Raw genomic sequence first — 352 nt, 5'->3', positions numbered from 1 at the left:
CCCGCGGAAGCGTCGGCCTGTTCGCGCGCGGCTTCCTCGCCGCCCTGCTGTTCGATGTCAGCTTGGCAGGTGTTGTCAATGGTCCAGTGAAGGTATTCGTCCATGGGACGGGCACCGTTGCTCAGCCCGTGCAGCAGGTCGATAATCTGCTGCTTGTCTTCTTCGCTGGCCGGGGTTGAGTAGACCGGCCCCTCGGACATCGCTCCTTCAGGCTGGTCAGCTTGATTTGCTTCGTTCGCTTGACTCGACTCGCCGCTGTTATCCCCGTCGTCGGATCCGCACGCCGTCAATGCGAGGGGCAGGGCGCACAGGGCGGCTAGGCATGTCTTCCGAATCTTCATGTCGCTCACCC

The 352-nt window shown here is 62.5% G+C and carries 1 protein-coding gene; it reads right to left on the bottom strand.

Annotated elements, in window-relative coordinates; translation table 11 throughout:
* Positions 1–341: hypothetical protein (locus CYJ76_RS11675; RefSeq protein ID WP_238138240.1), on the bottom strand; the 341-nt coding region annotated here is incomplete at its 3' end.
* Positions 342–352 lie beyond the last annotated feature (11 nt).

The sequence above is a fragment of the Kytococcus schroeteri genome (assembly GCF_002847825.1).
Taxonomy (GTDB): domain Bacteria; phylum Actinomycetota; class Actinomycetes; order Actinomycetales; family Dermatophilaceae; genus Kytococcus; species Kytococcus schroeteri.
This window is presented reverse-complemented; position numbering and strand designations above follow the sequence as displayed.